Source organism: Stenotrophomonas sp. CCNWLW57 (assembly GCF_037203925.1).
Lineage (GTDB): Bacteria > Pseudomonadota > Gammaproteobacteria > Xanthomonadales > Xanthomonadaceae > Stenotrophomonas > Stenotrophomonas rhizophila_A.
In genome coordinates this window covers 444,517-463,132 of sequence record NZ_JBBCBJ010000004.1, presented here as the reverse complement: position 1 = coordinate 463,132, position 18,616 = coordinate 444,517, and the positions used below count along the sequence as shown (strand labels likewise).

The following is an 18,616-nucleotide window of genomic DNA, read 5'->3' as shown; positions in this document are numbered from 1 at the left end:
GTCACACGCTGGCTCCATCGTAGAAATTGATCTTCAGCCCACCCAGTTCCAGCCCGGGCAGGCAGCGCACGTTCACCGCCACCATCGCCTGACCGCTGCGGGGGTCCACGCCCTCGCTGAACGGGGCAATGCCGCACTCACGGCAGTAATGATGCTGCAGGTGGTGCTTGTTGAACTGGTAGGTGGCCAGCTGCGCAGGGTCCGTGTTCAGGCTCAGCGCCGTGCGCGGGCCGAACCACAGCAGACCACCGCGCCGCCGGCACAGCGAGCAGTTGCAGTCCACCACGTCGGTGATGGGGGCCTCGGCCTGGACCACGAACGCAATCTGCCCGCAATGGCAGCTTCCCTCGTACTGCATGGCACACCTCCCGGCGGGAAAGGCCCATGGTAATCCAATGGCACGGGCGGTCGCCCGTCGGCAGCGCCTATGCTGGGCGATTGCCCACAGCACAGGATCGCCGATGCGCCAGCATCTTCTTGCCCTTGCCCTGATCGCCGCCCTGGGTGGCTGCCAGCAGGCCGACGCCCCCACCGCCCCGGCCGGTACCGCGGCAACCGCCCCCGCCGCAGATGCGGCCGTGGATGCCGCCTTCGCCGACCTGTCCAAGCGCGCCTTGGACACCTGGATGCAGCTGTCGCCGATCAGCGCCACCCAGATCGGCGATCACCGTTACGACAGCGAGATCGACGATCTGAGCGCGGCCGGCCAGCAGAAGATGCTGACCGCCTACAAGGGCCTGCTCGGCGAACTCGACAAGGTCGAGGTGGGCAAGCTCTCGCGCGAAAACCAGGTGGATGCGGCCATCCTGCGCAACCAGCTGCAGTCCGAAATCTGGAACGCCGAAGTGCTGCAGGCGTCCAAGTGGGATCCGCAGATCTACAACGGCACCGCCGGCAGCGCGCTGTACGGTCTGATGGCGCGTGAGTTCGCGCCGCTGCCCGACCGCCTGAAGTCGGCCACCGCACGGATGGAGAAGCTGCCGCAGATCTTCGCCCAGGCCCGCGAGAACCTGGACCCGGCCCGCGTGCCGAAGATCCACGCCGAAACGGTGTCCAAGCAGAACAAGGGCATCCTGAGCATCGTCGATACCTTCATCACGCCCCACATCGGTGAACTGCCGGCCGAAGATGGCAAGCGCCTGCAGGCCGCCATCGACGGCCTGAAGAAGGCGGTGGACGAACAGCAGACCTGGCTGGACAAGACGCTGGTGCCGAACGCCAAGGGCGATTTCCGCATCGGTGCCGAGCTGTACGACCAGAAGCTGAAGTTCGCGCTGAACTCGTCGCTGTCGCGCGCCGAGATCGGCGAACGCGCCCGTGCCGAACTCAAGCGCGTGCGCCAGGACATGTACGGCATCGCGCAGACGGTGCTGAACGGCAAGCCGGGCGCCCCGGCGCTGCCGGCCAATCCGAGCGACGAACAGCAGCAGGCGGCGATCGAAGCGGCGCTGGAGCTGGCCTACGCCGACAAGCCGGCGCGCGACAAGGTGGTCGACGATGCCAAGGCAGCGCTGGCGCAGTCCACCGAGTTCGTGCGCAAACATGACCTGATGACCCTGCCCGACGCGCCGGTGGACATCATTTTGATGCCCGAATTCCAGCGCGGCGTGGCCGTGGCCTACTGCGATTCGCCGGGTCCGCTGGACAAGAACCTGAAGACGTTCTACGCGGTGTCGCCGATTCCGGACGACTGGACCGACAAGCAGGTTGATTCATTCCTGCGCGAATACAACAGCCGCATGATCCACCTGCTGAGCATCCACGAAGGCACGCCGGGCCACTACCTGGAAGGCTGGCATTCGGGCAAGTTCCCGTCGACGCTGCGTGCGGTGCTGCGCTCGGGCCTGTTCGCCGAAGGCTGGGCGGTGTACACCGAGCGGATGATGCAGGAGCAGGGTTACCTGGACAACGATCCGCTGTTCCACCTGGTGCAGCTGAAGTTCTACCTGCGCACGATCTCCAACGCGATCCTGGACCAGGGCGTGCACGTGGACAACTGGACGCGCGAGCAGGCGATGCAGCTGATGACCCACGATGCCTTCCAGCAGGAAAGCGAGGCATCGGGCAAGTGGGTGCGCGCGCAGCTGACCTCGGCGCAGCTGCCGACCTACTTCGTCGGCGCGCAGGAGCACTTCGACACGCGCAAGGCGATGCAGGAAAAGCAGGGCGACAAGTTCAACCTGAAGGCCTACCACGACCAGATGCTGTCCTACGGCGCCCCGCCGGTGCGCTTCGCACGCCAGCTGATGCTGGACCAGCCGATCGAGTGATGGTGGTTGCCGGCCACGGTTCGGCACGTGATATGGAAACGGCCCGGTGATTACCGGGCCGTTTTTGTTTCGCGCGTAGAGCAGCGTTTCAGGTGCTGCGTGCTGGGGAGGCCGGCGGGCAACCCCCTACGGGACACGCCGCAAGTACGTCCTTGTAGGCTTGGCAAAAACATCCATGTTTTTGACAGTCCCTACGGAGGTTACCCGCCGGCCTCCCCTCATGCATTGCGCGGGGCGGAACGGAGAGCAGCGACGCAGGGCGTCGCTCTACGGGTTTCGATCATTTTCATGCGTCATCGGATGTTTCATTCGTCCCGGCAGTCGTTTGGGAACCGACCCTACCGCGTAGAGCGACGCCAGGCGTCGCTGCTCTTCTCGCCGCCGATCGCGATGCCCGAGGGGCAGGCCGGCGGGCAGCCCCTGTAGGGACTGTCAAAAACATGGATGTTTTTGCCAAGCCCCCATGGATGGGTTTACGGCGTGTCCCGTAAGGGGCTGCCCGTCGGCCTGCCCAGCATGGAACAACTGAAACGCTGATGTTGACGTTGGACGTTGACGTTGCCTTACCCAGCGTCCGCCGCGACGAACCCACCGGTCTGCCGCGCCCACAGGCGTGCATAGAGACCACCCGCGGCGACCAGCTCGGCGTGCGTGCCGGTTTCCACGATACGGCCCTGGTCCATCACCACCAGCCGGTCCATGCGCGCGATGGTGGACAGGCGGTGCGCGATGGCGATGACCGTCTTGCCCGCCATCAGCTCGTCCAGGTTGTCCTGGATCGCCGCTTCCACTTCCGAATCCAGTGCCGAGGTCGCCTCGTCCAGCACCAGGATCGGCGCGTCCTTGAGCAGCACCCGCGCGATGGCGATGCGCTGTCGCTGGCCGCCGGACAGCTTGACCCCGCGCTCGCCCACGTGCGCGTCATAACCCTGCCGCCCTTCGGCGTCACGCAGCGTGTCGATGAAGGCGGCAGCGCGCGCCTTGCTCACTGCCGCACGCAGTTGTTCCTCGCTGGCGTCAGGCCGCCCGTACAACAGGTTGTCGCGGATCGAGCGGTGCAGCAGCGACGTGTCCTGCGTAACGACGCCGATCTGCCGGCGCAGGCTTTCCTGGGTGACCGCCGCGATGTCCTGGCCGTCGATGCGGATGTGCCCGCTTTCCAGGTCGTACAGGCGCAGCAGCACGTTCACCAGCGTCGACTTGCCCGCGCCCGACGGACCGACCAGGCCGATCTTCTCGCCCGGCTTCACGCTCAGGTCCAACCCGGCGATCACCCCGCCCTGCTTGCCGTAGTGGAAATGGATGTCATCGAACTGCACCCCGCCTTCGTGCACCACCAGCGGCACCGCATCGGCGCGGTCCTGCACGCTCAGTGGCTGCGAAATGGTGGTAATGCCGTCCTGCACCGTGCCGATGTCCTCGAAGATGCCGTTGATCGTCCACATGATCCAGCCGGACATGTTGTGGATGCGGATCACCAGGCCCGTGGCCAGCGTGATCGCGCCCACCGTGATGTTGCCGTGGCTCCACAGCCACAGCGCCAGCCCGCAGGTACCGGCGATCAGGAAGCCGTTGACGATCGCGATGGTCAGGTCCATGCCGGTGGTGATCCGGGTCTGGCGGCGGTGCTTGACCGCCAGTTCCTCGATCGCTTCGGCCACATAGGCCTGCTCGCGCCCGCCGTGGGCGAACAGCTTCAGCGTGGGAATGTTGGTGTAGCCATCGACGATCCGGCCCATCGCCTTGGAGCGCGCCTCGGACGCGATCCAGGCACGCTCCTTCGCACGCGGCACGAAGTACACCATGATCACCACGTAGGCTGCCAACCACAGTACCAGCGGAATCATCAGCCGCCAGTCCGCCTGCGCGAACAGGTACAACGCCGTGCCGGTGTACACCACGATGTACCACAGCGAATCCACCATCTGCACCGCCGACTCGCGCAGCGACGTACCGGTCTGCATGACCCGGTTGGCCATGCTGCCGGCGAAATCATTCTGGAAGAACGACAGGCTCTGGCGTACCACGTAGTTGTGCATCAGCCAGCGCGACCGGTTGCTCAGGCCCGGCACGATGGCCTGGTTGACCAGCAGGTTGTGCAGGCCCACCAGCACCGGCCGCGCCACCAGCGTGATCGCCGCCATCCACAGCAGCGTGTCGGCGTGCCGGGCGAAGAAGCCCGCATCCGGCTGCTCGCTGACCATGTCGACGATGCGGCCGAGGAAATCGAACATGGCCACTTCCACCAGCGCCAGCAGCAGCCCGGCGATCAACGTGGCCAGCAGCACCGGCCAGACCGGGCGCAGATAGTGGAGGTAGAACGGCAACACGCGGCGCGGCGGCATGCGCGCGTCGATCGGCGGAAAGACGGGAATCAGCGACTCGAACCAGCGGAACATTCCATTTCCTGGAAAACAGGTAGGCCGCGATTATCCCACCGCAGCCTGCCGTTTGTTTTCACGGGGTCAACACCAGGTCCTGGAAATCGAAACTGAAGTCGGTCAGCGACGAAACCGCCTGCATGCGCACCTCGCGCACCTTGCCGTCCGGATCCAGGCTGAAGTTCACGAACGCATCGGCGTTGAGCGAGCGGTCGTCCCAGCGCACGATGAACGTATCGTGCTGCCAGTGCTCCATCGTGCCCACCAGCTGCGCTGTCCTGCCGAAACGCAGGCGCAGCTTGCCGGCGCGCTGCTCGACGAACACCTCGCCATACCACGGGTCACGGTAGGTGCCGGCGTAGCGGGCCAGCGGCAGCGACGGCGTGGATTTCGGATCGCGTGCCGCCTGGTGCGCCGCCCAGCCCTCGTCGGCCTTGTCCTGCGCCTTGGCCACCGCCGCGGCATACGCCGCCACCCAGTCGGTGGCCGGCGCCTTGAGATAGGCGTCCAGCACGTCCATGGTGACCGCGTTGAAGGCCGCGCCGACTTCCTGGTTGGTCAGCACCACGATGCCCAGCTTCTGCTCCGGCACCAACGTCACCCGCGACACCATGCCCGGCCAACCGCCGGTGTGCCACACCAGCTTCTGCCCCCGGTAGTCGCTCAGGCTCCAGCCCTCGCCGTAGCCGGCGAAGTTCGGGCGCGCGGCAGCCAGGGCCGGCACGCTCGGTTCGGGCACGACCTGCGGGGTGATCATCTGCCACATCGCCTGCTGGCTCTTCGGGCTGAACAGCGCGGTGCCGTTTTCCAGCTTGCCCTGCGCCAGCTGCACGTTCATCCAGCGCGCCATGTCGTGCACGCTGGAATACACCCCGCCCGCACCGGCGTTGTTGGACCAGGTCAGCGGCGCCACCGTGCGCAGGTCGGTGAAGTCGAACTTGGCATGCCCGGTGGCGGCCTTGTCGCCCGGCTTCAGGTGATCGGCATTGAAGCGGGTGCCGGCCATGCCCACCGGGGTGAAGATGTGCTGCTGCAGGAAGTCCGCATACGACTGCCCGGAAACCTGTTCGATCACCTGCTGCGCCACCGCATACAGGATGTTGTCGTAGGCGTAGCGGTCACGGAAGCCGGCTTTCAGCGGCACCTTGCCCAGCCGCTGCACCACCTCGGCGTTGCTGTAGGTGGTGGTCGGCCAGAACAGCAGGTCGCCCGCGCCCAGGCTGAGCCCGCTGCGGTGCGACAGCAGGTCGCGGATGCGCATTTCGCCGGTCACGTACGGATCGGACATGCGGAACGACGGCAGGTGGTCGATCACCCGGTCGTCCATCTTCAGCTTGCCCTGCTCGGCCAGCAGGTTCAGCGAGGTGGCCGTGAACGCCTTGGTGTTGGAGGCGATGGCGAACAGGGTGTCGGCCTCGACCGGTGCCGGCTTGCCCAGCTCGCGCACGCCATAGCCGCGCTCGAAGACGACCTGACCGTCCTTGACCACCGCCACCGCGATGCCGGGAATGTCGAACTGGCTGCGCACGCGTTCCACCGTGGCATCCAGCCGTTGCAGTTCGGCCGGCACGGCTGCCGACGCCAGGGGTGCGCACGCCAGCAGCACAAGGCCTCCGATCCAGGATGTGTTCAATCAGTGTCTCCGGTTGCATGTTGCAGGGGCGTCGAGGCCACCGACGGGCCGGTTACGCCAGGTTTCGCGCGATGGTAACGCGGCCGGCCGCAGGCTCGCCTGTGCCAGAAGCCGCCCACCCCGGAGCACCCGCATGACCCTCCCCACCGACACCGACACCGACACCGGCTCCACCATCATTCCCTGCCTGCGTTACCGCGACGCGCGTGCGGCCATCGCCTGGCTGGAGCGTGCGTTCGGGTTCACCGCGCAGGCCGTGTACGCCGAAGGCGACATCGTGTACCACGCCCAACTGGTCTACGGCCGCGGCATGATCATGCTCGGCTCGGTCGACAACGGCGGCGACTGGGGCAAGCTCATCGTGCAACCCGATGAAGTCGAGGGCCGCGAAACCCAGAGTGCCTGCGTCATCGTGACCGATCCCGATGCCCACTACGAGCGTGCGGTCGCCGCCGGGGCCGAGCTGGCGATCGATATCGCCGACCAGGACTACGGCGGCCGCGGCTATGCCTGCCGCGACCTCGAGGGCCACCTGTGGTGGTTCGGCAGCTACGACCCCTGGAAGGAGAGCGACGCTTGAAGCACGCTGTTCCCGGACCGATTCATACCGGCATCGGCGGTTGGGTGTTCCCGGCCTGGCGCGGTGGCACGTTCTACCCCGCCGGCCTGCCGCAGCGCGAGGAGCTGGCGCATGCCAGCCGCCAGCTCGGCTGCATCGAAATCAACAGCACCTTCTACCGCGCGCAGAAGCCGGCGGTGTACGCGCAGTGGCGCGAGCAGACCCCGCCCGGCTTCAAATTCTCCGCCAAGGCGCCACGCACGATCACCCAGACCCACGACCTGGCGGCGGCCGGCGCACGCGCCGACAACTTCATCAACGGCATCACCGCGCTGGAGGATCGCCTCGGCCCGCTGGTGTGGCAGTTTGGCGATACCCATCCGGCGGGTGCACAGGAGTTCGATCGGTTCCTCGATGCCCTGCCCGGCAGGGCCAATGGACAAGTGCTCCGGCACGCACTGGAAGTGCGCAATCCCGCGGCGTGGACGCCGGAGCTGGTGGCCGTGGCGCGCGCGCACGGCGCGGCCCTGGTGTTCAGCGGCTCGGCCGATTATCCCAGCTTTGCCGACCCCACCGCGGATTTCATCTACGCCAGGCTGATGCAGTCGCGCGCCAACCTGCGTGCCGGCTACCCCGAGCGCACGCTGGAACAGTGGTGCCTGCGCGCGATGCGCTGGGCGCGTGGCGACGACAATCCCGACCTGCCGCACATCACGGCCGACGCCCCCGCCAGTGGGCCGCGCGAGGTGTTCATGCTGTTCATCGGCGCCGCCAAGCACCGCAACCCTGGCGCCGCGGTGGCGCTGCGGAAACAACTGCAGCAGGTCGGCGCATAGGGCCGGGCAAGGCCCCGCGCTATCGGGGCCTTGCCGATTGACGCACAATACGCGGATGCCGATGACCGACACCCGCAAAGCGCTGCTGCAAATCCACTTCTGCGTGCTGCTGTGGGGCATCACCGCCATCCTCGGCAAGCTCATCAGCCTGCCCGCGTTGCCGCTGGTGTGGTGGCGCATGCTGCTGGTGGTGGCCATGCTGGCCCTGCTGCCACGCGTCTGGCGCGGGTTGCGCCAGCTCTCCCCCGCCCTGTTCGCCGGCTACTGCGGCGTGGGCGCGCTGGTCGCCCTGCACTGGCTCACCTTCTACGGCGCGGTGAAGCTGGCCAATGCCTCGGTGGCGGCCACCTGCATCGCGCTGGCCCCGGTGTTCACCGCCGTCATCGAACCCTGGGTCGCCGAGCGCCCCTTCCAGCTGCGCGAACTGGCCTTCGGCATCGCCGTGCTGCCGGGCGTGGGCATGGTGGTTGGCGGCGTGCCTGACGGCATGCGCGTGGGTGTCCTAGTTGGTGCGATGTCCGCATTGCTGGTCGCCATCTTCGGCTCGCTCAACAAGCGCCTGGTCAGCCACGCCGACCCACTCACCGTCACTGCGGTGGAACTGGGCGCCGGCACCGTCACCCTGACCCTGCTCGCCCCGCTGCTGCCGTTCCTGCTGCCCGCACTGGCCAGCCCGCTGTGGGTGATACCCGACCTGCGCGACGGGATGTTGCTGCTGGCCCTGGCCGGCGTGTGCACCCTGCTGCCGTTCGCCCTGGCGCTGGTCGCGCTGCGCCACCTCAGCGCCTACACCGTGCAGCTGGTCACCAACCTGGAACCGGTCTACGCGATCCTGCTGGCCATGGTCCTGCTGAGTGAACAGCGTGAACTCACCCCGCTGTTCTATGCCGGCGTGGCGATCATCGTCGGCGCGGTCTTCCTGCACCCGCTGTTGAACCGGCGCAAGAAAGTGCAGCATCCCGAGATCCTGGGCACCGCCGAAGCGCGCAACATCGCCGAGTGAAGAACCGGAACCCGCGCGGCGGGTGGAGCCGACGGGTACCGATCCGTTTTCCCGATCCGTTTTCCCGATCCGTTCACCGATCCATTTCACCGATCCGTCAACCGATCCGTTTTTTACGGGCCAACGCTTCCGGCGTCAGCGTTCGGGCCAGTACCATGCCGGCGCGTCCAGCACCCCCTGGCCCACCAGCGTCGTACGGCTCATCTGCTTTTCCAGCGCGATCGACGTGCACGGCTCTGCCTCGCGCAGCGCCGCGATCAACCGGCTGGCATGCGACACCACCCACACCTGGCTGCGCGCCGCCGCCCCGATGATCAACCGCCCCAGCGCCGGCAGCAGGTCCGGATGCAGGCTGGTTTCCGGCTCGTTGAGCACCATCAACGGCGGCGGGCGCGGCGTATGCAGCGCCGCGATCAGCAACAGATAGCGCAACGTCCCGTCGGACAACTCCGCCGCGCCCAACGGCCGCAGCAGACCGGGCTGATGGAACTTCAGGCTCAGGTGATCCTCACTCGGCTCGATGTAGACCCGCGCCCCGGGGAACGCATCGTCCAGCGCCGCCGCCAGCGCATCGGAATCGCCGATCTCCACGATCGTCCGCCACGCCGCCGCCAGGTCATGCCCATCGTGGCTCAGCACCGGCGTACGCGTGGCCAGGCTCGCCTGTCGCGCCGGCGCGTCCCGGTCACTGCGGAAATGATCATAGAAGCGCCAGCTGCGCAGCGTCTCGCGCAGCCGCAGCACCTCCGGCATCCGCTGCGGATCGGCAACCTGCGTAAACAGGCTTTCGTGCACCGACAGGTTCGATTCCAGCAGCTCCCAGCTGCGCCCACTGCGCCGCCGCACCATCGCCCCGCGCCGCTCCACCAGCACATTGCTGCTGCGCAGGAACGGCCCGGCCCAGATGCTCTCGCACTTGATCTGTGGGTCCAGGTTGAACATCGAATGCGAATCGGCCACCGGGTAGCCCAGATCGATCGCATACCCGAAATCATCCGCCGCAAAACCCAGCCGCAGCGCCACCGATGCCTGCCGCGGCCCGCCCTGCACCGGCACCTCGCCCGCCAGCATCCGCCGGTCCAACCGCTCCGGACCGGCCCACAGCGCCGACTGGAACCCGCCCTCCCGCGCCAGCGACGGCGTCACTCCTCCCCGCGCCGTATCGGCCAGCAGCCGCAGCGCGCGGTACAGGCTGGACTTGCCACTGCCGTTGTCACCGGTGACCAGGTTCAATGCCCCCATCGGCACGACCAGGTCGTGCAGGGAACGGTAGTTGGAAATGGCGAGGGTCTGCAGCACGGACGGACTCCGCAGGGAAACGGGATTGCAGGATGGCAGCGCCAGGTCGCAGATATTGCGATTGATGGCGCGATTGACCCATTCAATCGTCATGCTTTTTGCCGGCACACCGGCCAAGCGTCAAAGGCTGGCGGGGGCGGGTTTGCGGGACTGTAGAAAACATGGATGTTTTCTACAAGCCTCCATGGAAGGATTCACGGCGTGTCCCGCAAACCCGCACCCGCCAGCCAAACCAGGCACGCCCGCAGACCAAGGCTCTAAAACTCAGGGCGCCAACTCAACCCGATTCCGCCCATTACCCTTCGCCCGGTACAAGGCCGCATCCGCCCGCTCCAGCGTCTGCTCCACCGTGTCACCTGAACGATGCGCCGCGACCCCGATACTGACCGTCACCGGAAACCCCAGCGGCAGGTCGGAAACCGCCATCCGCAGGAAATCGCACTGCAGCTCCGCCGTGCGCAGGTCCGTATCCGGCATCAGCACCACGAACTCTTCCCCGCCATAGCGCGCCGCCAGCCCGCGGCCGGAGAACTGCGCCCGCAGCAGCACCCCCAATTCCGCCAGCACCCGGTCGCCGGTCGCGTGCCCGTTGAAATCGTTGATCTGCTTGAAATGATCGATGTCCACCAGCGCCACCGCCGTCTGCCGTGGCTGCCCGTCCGCATCCAACACCGACGCATCCAGTGCCACCGCCATCGCCCGCCGGTTCGGCAGCCCGGTCAGCACATCCGTCCGGCTCTGCTCGGCCAGGTCCGCGTTCTGCGCCAGCAGCACATCGTGGTACTCGCCCAGCAACCGCTCGTAATCGTCGCGCTCCACCATGTGCGTCTGGATGTCCAGCGCAAACCGGCGCAGCTCCATCACCAGCATCACCTGCCGCGACAGCGCCGCCAGCGCCTCGGTCTGCTGCGCATCCAACCGTTGCGGTTGCGGATCGAACACGCACAGCGTGCCCAGCGGCAACCCCTCCGTACTCACCAGCGGCGCCCCCGCGTAGAAGCGCACCTTCGGGTCACCGGTCACGATGGGATTGTCATGGAAGCGCACATCGCGTTGCGCATCCTCGACCACCATCACCCGTTCCGGCTGCAGGATCGCATGGCCACACATCGACTCCGAGCGTGGCAGCTCCTGGGCCTCCGTCCCCTGGATGGATTTGAACCATTGGCGTTCGGCGTCGATCAGCGTGACCGCCGCCATGGAGGCGCCACACACCGCCTTGGCGATGGTCACCAGATCCTCGAAGGACTTTTCCTTCTCCGAATCCAGGATGCGATAGCGATAGAGTGCCGCCAGGCGAACCGCCTCGTTGACGGGCTTCTCGGGCTTGATCATGCAGCGGGTCGAATCCGGGAGCTGGCCACAGTCTAGCCCGATCACCCGAGGCAAAGGTTACCCGCCGGTGCAGGACCTACCAGTCCTGCTGCTGCGGCAGCAGCCCCTTCAATTCCGCATCGGTCAGGTTGCGCCACTGGCCCGGCTTGAGCGCCCCGATCTTGACGTTGTCGATGCGCACCCGGCGCAGCTGGGTCACCCGGTAATCGAACGCCGCCGCCATCAACCGGATCTGCCGGTTCAGGCCCTGCTGCAGCACGATCCGGAAGCCGAACTTGGCGATGCGCGAGGCCCGGCACGGCAGCGTCGTTTCATTGTGGATGCGCACCCCGCGCGCCATGCCGCGCAGGAACTCGTCGGTCACCGGCTTGTTCACCGCCACCAGGTATTCCTTCTGGTGGTTGTTCTCCGCGCGCAGGATCTGGTTGACGATGTTGCCGTTGCTGGTCATCAGGATCAGGCCTTCCGAATCCTTGTCCAGCCGGCCGACCGGGAAGATGCGCTGCTCATGGCCGACGAAATCGACGATGTTGCCCTTCACCGCACTTTCGGTGGTGCAGGTGATGCCCACCGGCTTGTTCAGCGCGATGTACACATGACGGCGGCCACCGGCCTTTTTTGCCTCGCGCGCGCGCAGCGGCTGGCCGTCGACCAGCACCACGTCGCCCTCGCCGACCACCGCACCGGTACCGGCCGGGTGGCCGTTCACGGTGACGCGGCGCTCGCCGATGATGCGGTCGGCTTCACGCCGGGAACAGAAGCCGGTTTCGGCAATGAACTTGTTGAGTCGGGTTGTCATCACGCCATTATCCGGCAAAACCCCGTCCGGCGCGGCATCAGGCGACCAGCGGATCATCCGCCGGCAGCGCCTGTTCACCGTCGCAGACCTGGTTGCGCCCCGCGCGCTTGGCCCGGTACATCGCATGGTCGGCGCGCCGCAGCAGCCCCGCCAGGTCATCACGGCCCGGGCGCAGCACCGCCAGCCCGATGCTCACCGTCACCGCCAGGCCGGAAATGCCCAGCGGCGCGGTCACCGTCGGAATCTGCCGGCGCACGCTTTCCAGCCGCGCCAGTGCCGCGCCGTGGCTGGCGCCCGGCAGCAGCACCAGGAATTCCTCGCCGCCCATGCGGATCACGTCGTCCTGCACCCGCACCGCCCCGCGCAGGCCGCGCGCCACGGCCACCAGCACCTGGTCGCCGACCTCGTGGCCGAAGCGGTCGTTGATGTCCTTGAACAGATCGATGTCCAGGAAGCCGATCGCCAGCGGCTGCTGCTCCGCGCCCGCCCGTTCCAGGTGGCGGGCCAGCAGGTGCAGGCCGTGGCGGCGGTTGGGCAGGCCGGTCAACGCATCGGTGTCGGCCAGCTGGCGCATCTCGTCGCGCTGCTGGCGCAGCCGGCCCAGGCGCAGGTTGAGCGCATAGGCGGCCATCATCAGGAACCAGGTCGCCGACAGCTGCAGCGCCTCGATCCGGTACGCGGTCAGCCAGTGTGCGTGCAGCGCGTCGGCGGTGATCAGGATCCACCACGGTGCCAGCGCGAACAGCCCCGCCGCCGCATAGCCATCGCGCTGCACCAGCGCCCACAGGCCCACCCCGAGGCAGACCACGCAGCCCAGCACGAACACTGCTTCCAGCGCAGCCGCCATCCAGGCCAGCCCGGCCGTGCCCATCCATGGCACGCACAACCCGGCCAGCACCAGCCCCCACAGCACTGCGCGCTGGCCGCTGCCTGAGCCCGGCCACAACCGGGCGCCGCCATTGAGCCGCCACAGGATCGGCAGCAGCAGCGCCAGCGCGAACGTGCTCAGCGCCACCAGCCACCACGACGCGCGGTCGTGCACCGGCAACCACGGCTCGGGGTACCCGCTGAGGCCACCCAGCACCGCCTGCCACAGCACGAACACCGCGCAGATCGCCACGTAGTAAAGGAAGGTGCGGTCGCGGGCGGTCACAAACCCCATCAGCGCCGACAGCGCCAAAGCGATTGCCACCGCGATGCAGGCCGCGCGCACCAGCAGGCGGGCGGTATCGTTCTGCTGCACCGGGCTGGGCGCCCCCAGCCGGACGGTGGGAATCCAGCGCGGCTTCAGCGGCGCGGCCCATGACACGATGATCGGCTCGCGCTCGCCGGCCTTGGGCACCACCACCATGCCGACCCCGGCGCGGAAGCGCGAATCCCGGGTGCGGGCGTCGTGCATGCTGCCGCAGATCTGGCGGTCGCCGTGACTGATCCGCACCTCCCCGGTCAGCACCCCGAATACATCCACCGCCTGTGGCGCACCGGACCAGCCGCCTGCAGGCGCCGGAATCGAAAGGATGTCCTGGTGATGGGCCAGCACCTCCGGTGAGCAGGGGCGCTGCGGGGCCTGCTGGTCGGTGGCGCCGCCCAGCAGCAGCACATCACGGCCGACCTGGGCCGTGCCGGCCAACGCCGTGGCCGACAGCAGCAGCCACACCAGGCCGGTCAGCCACCTGATGGCCCCGCTCATCCCCTGCATCCCGCCGTCGCTGCGCCTCACACCATCACCCTGTCGCCCTGCACCGCCATGCACACCGCATGGCGTCCCCGTGGCGATTATCGCAAGAAGGCGCGCCGGTGCACGTCACAGTTCAGGAAAGGCGGCTGGACGGCACCGGGGTTTCCCGCCACAGCGAGGGCTGGGTGAGCTTTTCCAGCGGCATCGGCCGTTCGATGGCATACCCCTGCAGCCCTTCCACCCCGAGCGCCCGCAGCTGCGCGGCGATCTCTTCGGACTCCACCCACTCGGCGGTCACGCTCATGTGCAGCTCGCGGCCGATTTCGGTGATGGCGCGCACCGTGGCACGGCTGACCGGATCGATATCCATGTCGCGCACGAACACCCCATCGATTTTGAGCATGTCCGCCGGCAGCTGGCGCAGGTAGCCGAACGAGGACAGCCCGGCACCGAAGTCGTCCAGTGCCACCCGGCAGCCCCGCGCCTTGACCCCTTCGACGAAGCTGCGCGCCTGGTCCAGGTTGCTGATCGCCGCGGTCTCGGTGATCTCGAAACACAGCTTGCGCGCCAGCCCGCGGTTGCGCTCGAGCAGGTCGCAGACGAAGGCCAGGAACGTCGGCTCGGCGATCGATTGGGCCGATACGTTCACGTTGCACAGGCCCAGCCGCTGCACATGCGCCGGGCACAGCTGCAGGTGGCGGAACAGCAGCCCCAGCACGTGCCGGTCCAGCGCCATGCCCATGCCATAGCGCTCCACCGCCGGCATGAAATCGCCCGGGCCCTGCAGCTGGCCGTCGGTACCGCGCATGCGCACCAGCACTTCGTAATGCAGGAAGCCCGGGTCGCCCACCTGCTCGATGCGCTGGGCGTACAGCAGCATGCGGTTTTCGGCGATCGCGCTGGACACATGCGCCAGCCGGTCTGCTTCCAGCAGCCGCTCTTCCAGCGCCATCCGGTTCTCGTTGAAACAATGCACGCGGTTGCGCCCGGCCTGCTTGGCCGCATAGCAGGCGCTGTCGGCCGCGCTCATCAGCCAGTTCACGTCCGCCACCTCCGCGGTGATTTCGACCACCCCGATGCTGCAGCTGACCCGCGGCAGCCCGTCGTCGCGCTGGAATCCGGCCTGGCCCAGGTTGCGTGCGATCCGCTGCAACACCTGCTTGGCTTCTTCCTGGCGGGCGTCGGCCAGGAACATCGCGAACTCGTCACCGCCCATGCGGCCCACCCAGTCCCCTTCGCGCACCGCACCTTCCAGGTAGTCGGCAAAGCCGCGCAGCAACTGGTCACCGGCCGCGTGGCCAAGGCCATCGTTGACCAGCTTGAAATAATCCAGGTCCAGGTAGCACAGGCTGTGGGTCCCGCCATGGCTGCGCACGTCCAGCAGCGCCAGTTCCAGCAGGCGTTCGATCTCGCGGCGGTTGACCAGCCCGGTCAGCGGATCGTGGCTGGCGTGGTGCTCGACCTCGCGGGCCAGCGCGTGGTTCTGCGAGACGTCTTCAATGATCGCAAACACCGAGACCTCACGGCCGGGGCTGCGCACCAGGGTGCCGCTCCAACGCCCCCACAGCAGGCCGCCGTCGGCATGCCGGAAGCGCAGTTCGCCCGGGCGCAGCTGGCGCGGCCAGTCGATGTCGCCGGCCTCGTCGAGCACCAGCTCGCCATCCACCAGCAGTTCCGGCAGCTCCATGCCCAGCAGCGCGTCGCGGCGATAGCCGAGGATATCGGCCATGGCCTGGTTGGCTTCGACAATGCCCCCGGCGTGGTCCAGCTTGAGCATGCCCACCGTGGCCTGGTAGAACGCGGCACGGAAGCGGCTTTCGGTGTCGATCAGGTCATGGCGCACGCGTCGTGACAGCAGTACGGCAACCAGGGTGATCAGCAGGACTGACAGGCCACCGACAGCCAGCGTGACCATGCGCACGATGGAAGCCGTATTGAGCAGCGCCAGCGAGAAGGCGCGGGCCTGCGCCTGCAGGCTGCGGTCCAGCGCCTGCAGCTGGACCAGCAATGCTTCGCGCATGGCGGGCTCCACGCGGCCGTCGGCATGCATCGCTTCGGCGCTGTCCATCATCGCCTGCAGCTGCGCCAGGCCATGGTCGGTCTGCTGCCACAGGTGCACCGCATCGCGGAAGTAACCGAGATGCCCCAGGTAGCGGAACGACAGGATCAGCCGGTTGATGTCGCCCGGCTGGTTGCCGCCCTGCAGGAAGCCGCGCCGCGCCCGCGCGATATCCACGTCGTCCTGTTCCAGCGCGCGGCGTGCGTCCAGGTCACCCAGCGGCACCTGCAGCGCCGCGCGCGCTTCGGCCAGTGCGGCCGGATTGCCCGAGGTGAGGTATCGCTCCAGCGCAAAGGAGGCATGCTGCTGGCTGCGCGACCAATGGCTCTGCCCCACGATCCAGGCGGTGGAGGCGCCCTGCAGTTCCTGGATCAGCGCCGACAACCCCACCAGCCCGACCGCCATGCCGGTAAGCAGCACGAACCGCAGGGTCAAACCCCGCGTTACATGCGGCACGGCGGTACTGCCCACATCCCTGCTGCCTCCCAGCATCGCAGATCCCTCCGGCGCCCATGGGTGCTTGGCATAGTCCCCTGTAATTGCAGGCTAGGTCCAGCCTTGTTGAAACGGCGCGAAGTTTCGCCGTCACATCGGTCAGGTAGCTGAAACGACAACGCCAGCCCGAAGGCTGGCGTTGTTGGCTGCGGCGATGTGGAGCGATCAGCCGTTGCGCGGACCGCGCGGCTTGAAACCGTCACGACGCGGCGGACGGTCGTTGCCGCCCGGACCACCCGGGCCACGGTGACCACCCGGACCGCCCGGCTTGCCGCCGCGGCCGAACTTCGGCTTGAACGGCGGGCGTGCCGAACCCGAGCCTGCGGTGTCTTCACCCGGCTCGACCTTGCGCATCTGGAGCTGCTGGCCCGACACCCATACCTTCTTCAGGTGGCTGAGCAGGTCGGCCGGCATTTCCGCCGGAAGATCCAGGATCGAGAAGTCGTCACGGATGTCGATGCGGCCGATGAAGCGGCTTTCCAGCCCGGCTTCATTGGCGATCGCGCCGACGATGTTGCCCGGCTTGACCCCGTGCACATGGCCCACTTCGATACGGAAGGTTTCCATGCCGGGTTCCGGCTCGCCACGCGGGGCGATTTCACGGCGAGGGGCACGCTCGAAGCCACCGTCGTTGCCGCCGAAATCGCCTTCCGGACGCGGCGGACGCGGGCCGCGGTCGTCTTCACGGCGCGGGCCACGCTCGAAGCGCGGTTCGAAACGCGCCGGGCGCTCGCCACGGTCGTTGCGGTCGGCACGCGGGTGCGGCGCACGCTCTTCACGGGCACCACGCACCGGCGGGGTCAGCAGGAACGGCGAATCGCCCTGCAGCAGTTTGGCCAGCGCGGCGGCGATCTCGATCGCCGGCACGTTCTTCTCGCCTTCCAGCTTCTGCAGCAGGTCGCGGTAGAACTCGGTGCCGCCGGCATCGAGCGCATCGCTGATGCGGCTCATGAACTTGTTGATGCGGGTGTCGTTGACCGCGTCCACGCTCGGCAGCTGCATCTCTTCGATCGGCTGGCGGGTGGCGCGCTCGATCGCACGCAGCATGCCCTTTTCGCGCGGGGTGGCGAACAGGATCGCATCGCCGGTGCGGCCGGCACGGCCGGTACGGCCGATGCGGTGCACGTAGCTTTCGGTGTCATACGGGATGTCGTAGTTCAGCACGTGGCTGATGCGCTCCACGTCCAGGCCGCGCGCGGCCACGTCGGTGGCCACCAGGATGTCCAGCTTGCCTTCTTTCAGCATGCCGATGGTGCGCTCACGCTGCGCCTGCTGCATGTCGCCGTTGATGGCGGCAGCGGCCAGGCCACGGGCCTGCAGCTTTTCCGCCAGTTCTTCGGTGGCCGCCTTGGTGCGCGAGAAGATGATCATCGCGTCGAACGGTTCCACTTCCAGGATGCGGGTCAGCGCGTCCAGCTTGTGCATGCCGCTCACCCACCAGTAACGCTGGCGGATGTTGGCCGACGTGGTGGTCTTGCTGACGATGGTGACTTCGGCCGGGTTCTTCAGGTAGGTCTGCGCGATGCGGCGGATCTGCGACGGCATGGTGGCCGAGAACAGCGCCACCTGGCGGGTTTCCGGCAGCTTCTTCAGCACGGCTTCGACGTCGTCAATGAAGCCCATGCGCAGCATTTCATCGGCTTCGTCCAGCACCAGGGTCTTCAGCTCGGACAGGTCCAGGGTGCCGCGATCGAGGTGATCGATCACGCGGCCCGGGGTGCCCACGATGACGTGCACGCCACGGCGCAGGGCCTGCAGCTGCTGGCCGTACGGCTGCCCGCCGTAAACCGGCAGCACGCGGAAACCGGGGATGCCCGAGGAGTAGGTCTGGAACGCCTCGGCGACCTGGATGGCCAGTTCGCGGGTGGGCGCCAGCACCAGCACCTGCGGCTTGGTCTGGTTGAAATCCAGGTTGGACAGGACCGGCAGCGCGAAGGCGGCGGTCTTGCCGGTACCGGTCTGGGCCTGGCCCAGCACGTCGCGGCCTTCCAGCATCGCCGGGATGGTGGCGGCCTGGATCGGCGACGGGGTTTCATAGCCGACGGCGGCAACGGCCTTCATCACAGCGTCGGACAGGCCGAGGTCTGCGAACAGCAGCGGCGTGGGGGATTCTTGGGACATGGGGAACTCCGAAGCCACTACCGTTTTACGTGGCAGTGGCATAAAAAAGGGGATGGTCCGCGCTTTGGGCGCCCTTTCTTATCGCGTGCCCTGGCGCTGCTCGGTCGGAGGAGAATTCACTCGCTCAGGGCGCGATGATACCGCATGA

General features: G+C 67.4%; 13 protein-coding genes. 4 read left to right on the top strand and 9 right to left on the bottom strand.

Translation table 11 applies throughout. The annotated features are described in order from the left end of the window. Position 1: 1 nt before the first annotated feature. Positions 2-358 carry a GFA family protein gene (locus tag V9K91_RS12505; protein WP_095363344.1) on the bottom strand — a complete coding sequence of 119 codons (357 nt, stop codon included), beginning with the start codon at positions 356-358 and terminating at the stop codon, positions 2-4. 103 nt (positions 359-461) lie between these two features. Between V9K91_RS12505 and V9K91_RS12500 the strand changes: the two genes are divergently transcribed. Continuing rightward, entirely contained in the window at positions 462-2,270 is a 1,809-nt protein-coding gene (locus V9K91_RS12500; RefSeq protein ID WP_095363345.1) for a DUF885 domain-containing protein, read from the top strand. A 563-nt stretch (positions 2,271-2,833) separates the two neighbouring features. On the opposite strand, the gene smrA is transcribed toward V9K91_RS12500, so the two are convergent. Both smrA and V9K91_RS12490 read right to left on the bottom strand, forming a co-directional pair. Beyond that, entirely contained in the window at positions 2,834-4,669 is a 1,836-nt protein-coding gene (gene smrA, locus V9K91_RS12495) for a multidrug efflux ABC transporter SmrA (protein WP_095363346.1), read from the bottom strand. Between the two features lie 58 nt (positions 4,670-4,727). Continuing rightward, positions 4,728-6,284, bottom strand: coding sequence for a serine hydrolase (locus V9K91_RS12490; RefSeq protein WP_068850409.1), 1,557 nt, complete (start codon positions 6,282-6,284; stop codon positions 4,728-4,730). Positions 6,285-6,417: 133 nt separating this feature from the next. On the opposite strand from V9K91_RS12490, the gene V9K91_RS12485 reads away from it, so the two are divergent. Genes V9K91_RS12485 through V9K91_RS12475 form a run of 3 tightly spaced genes read left to right on the top strand, consistent with a single transcriptional unit; the run spans position 6,418 to position 8,682 of the window. Beyond that, positions 6,418-6,864, top strand: a complete 447-nt coding sequence (locus V9K91_RS12485) for a VOC family protein (RefSeq protein ID WP_306989308.1) — start codon at positions 6,418-6,420, stop codon at positions 6,862-6,864. Beyond that, positions 6,861-7,679, top strand: coding sequence for a DUF72 domain-containing protein (locus V9K91_RS12480; protein ID WP_307107905.1), 819 nt, complete (start codon positions 6,861-6,863; stop codon positions 7,677-7,679). Before V9K91_RS12485 ends, V9K91_RS12480 begins: the two co-directional genes overlap by 4 nt. A 55-nt stretch (positions 7,680-7,734) precedes the next feature. Continuing rightward, a complete protein-coding gene (locus tag V9K91_RS12475; RefSeq protein WP_306989311.1) occupies positions 7,735-8,682 on the top strand; it encodes a DMT family transporter in 948 nt (315 codons plus the stop codon). 135 nt (positions 8,683-8,817) lie between these two features. Here the strand turns inward: V9K91_RS12475 and V9K91_RS12470 are convergent, their stop codons facing one another. The 6 genes from V9K91_RS12470 to V9K91_RS12445 form a co-directional block, all read right to left on the bottom strand. Further along, positions 8,818-9,981 carry an AAA family ATPase gene (locus V9K91_RS12470; RefSeq protein ID WP_306989313.1) on the bottom strand — a complete coding sequence of 388 codons (1,164 nt, stop codon included), beginning with the start codon at positions 9,979-9,981 and terminating at the stop codon, positions 8,818-8,820. A gap of 264 nt (positions 9,982-10,245) precedes the next feature. Further along, positions 10,246-11,316: a sensor domain-containing diguanylate cyclase gene (locus V9K91_RS12465; protein WP_093533150.1), complete on the bottom strand. Its 1,071-nt coding sequence runs from the start codon at positions 11,314-11,316 to the stop codon at positions 10,246-10,248. Positions 11,317-11,392: 76 nt separating this feature from the next. After that, the gene (locus tag V9K91_RS12460) at positions 11,393-12,115 is read right to left on the bottom strand and encodes a pseudouridine synthase (RefSeq protein ID WP_093533149.1); all 723 of its coding nucleotides are present in this window, start codon (positions 12,113-12,115) and stop codon (positions 11,393-11,395) included. 37 nt (positions 12,116-12,152) lie between these two features. After that, a complete protein-coding gene (locus tag V9K91_RS12455; protein ID WP_336442807.1) occupies positions 12,153-13,805 on the bottom strand; it encodes a diguanylate cyclase in 1,653 nt (550 codons plus the stop codon). 121 nt (positions 13,806-13,926) lie between these two features. Next, complete coding sequence (locus tag V9K91_RS12450) at positions 13,927-16,344, bottom strand: EAL domain-containing protein (protein WP_095363351.1); 2,418 nt, start codon at positions 16,342-16,344, stop codon at positions 13,927-13,929. A gap of 168 nt (positions 16,345-16,512) precedes the next feature. Continuing rightward, positions 16,513-18,468 carry a DEAD/DEAH box helicase gene (locus tag V9K91_RS12445; protein ID WP_306989319.1) on the bottom strand — a complete coding sequence of 652 codons (1,956 nt, stop codon included), beginning with the start codon at positions 18,466-18,468 and terminating at the stop codon, positions 16,513-16,515. Positions 18,469-18,616 lie beyond the last annotated feature (148 nt).

What these genes read in the sequence shown, in the direction of transcription:
- V9K91_RS12505 (WP_095363344.1), bottom strand. Translation starts at nt 358, where the DNA reads ATGCAGTACGAGGGAAGCTGCCATTGCGGGCAGATTGCGTTCGTGGTC.
- V9K91_RS12500 (WP_095363345.1), top strand. Translation starts at nt 462, where the DNA reads ATGCGCCAGCATCTTCTTGCCCTTGCCCTGATCGCCGCCCTGGGTGGC.
- smrA (WP_095363346.1), bottom strand. Translation starts at nt 4,669, where the DNA reads ATGTTCCGCTGGTTCGAGTCGCTGATTCCCGTCTTTCCGCCGATCGAC.
- V9K91_RS12485 (WP_306989308.1), top strand. Translation starts at nt 6,418, where the DNA reads ATGACCCTCCCCACCGACACCGACACCGACACCGGCTCCACCATCATT.
- V9K91_RS12475 (WP_306989311.1), top strand. Translation starts at nt 7,735, where the DNA reads ATGCCGATGACCGACACCCGCAAAGCGCTGCTGCAAATCCACTTCTGC.
- V9K91_RS12465 (WP_093533150.1), bottom strand. Translation starts at nt 11,316, where the DNA reads ATGATCAAGCCCGAGAAGCCCGTCAACGAGGCGGTTCGCCTGGCGGCA.
- V9K91_RS12460 (WP_093533149.1), bottom strand. Translation starts at nt 12,115, where the DNA reads ATGACAACCCGACTCAACAAGTTCATTGCCGAAACCGGCTTCTGTTCC.
- V9K91_RS12455 (WP_336442807.1), bottom strand. Translation starts at nt 13,805, where the DNA reads ATGAGCGGGGCCATCAGGTGGCTGACCGGCCTGGTGTGGCTGCTGCTG.
- V9K91_RS12450 (WP_095363351.1), bottom strand. Translation starts at nt 16,344, where the DNA reads ATGCTGGGAGGCAGCAGGGATGTGGGCAGTACCGCCGTGCCGCATGTA.
- V9K91_RS12445 (WP_306989319.1), bottom strand. Translation starts at nt 18,468, where the DNA reads ATGTCCCAAGAATCCCCCACGCCGCTGCTGTTCGCAGACCTCGGCCTG.